This window comes from Monashia sp. HAY1-2A (genome assembly GCF_056755315.1).
In genome coordinates this window covers 1-273 of the sequence record NZ_JBNDHY010000406.1, presented here as the reverse complement: position 1 = coordinate 273, position 273 = coordinate 1, and the positions used below count along the sequence as shown (strand labels likewise).

1 protein-coding gene is annotated in these 273 nt (G+C 63.0%); it reads right to left on the bottom strand.

Features of this window, described 5'->3' with window-relative positions; all coding sequences use genetic code 11:
- Positions 1-255 (bottom strand): hypothetical protein (locus ACPYOM_RS22495; protein WP_481347664.1); only part of this gene is annotated, 255 nt, incomplete at its 3' end.
- Positions 256-273: the final 18 nt, after the last annotated feature.

Sequence of the window (273 nt, the reverse complement as noted above, 5' to 3'; positions counted from 1 at the left end):
CTGCCACGCGCCGTCGGGGAGGTGCAGGACGACAGTTGTCGTCGACGGCGTAATTGCGGTTGCGGTGATGTTGTACTTGATCAACGTGAACGCGGCATATGCCTCGGGAAGAGGAACGTCGTGCGTCGTTCCAGCGGGCACAGGGACGGCTCCCGCCACAACGGCTTTCGTTTTCGGTGTCAGGCCCTGGGCGGGCAGCCCCGAAGTCGCGACTCCAGCTAGGGCGAAGACAAGAACTGCGGCGGCTGAAACCACATTCCTACGACGCTGCGA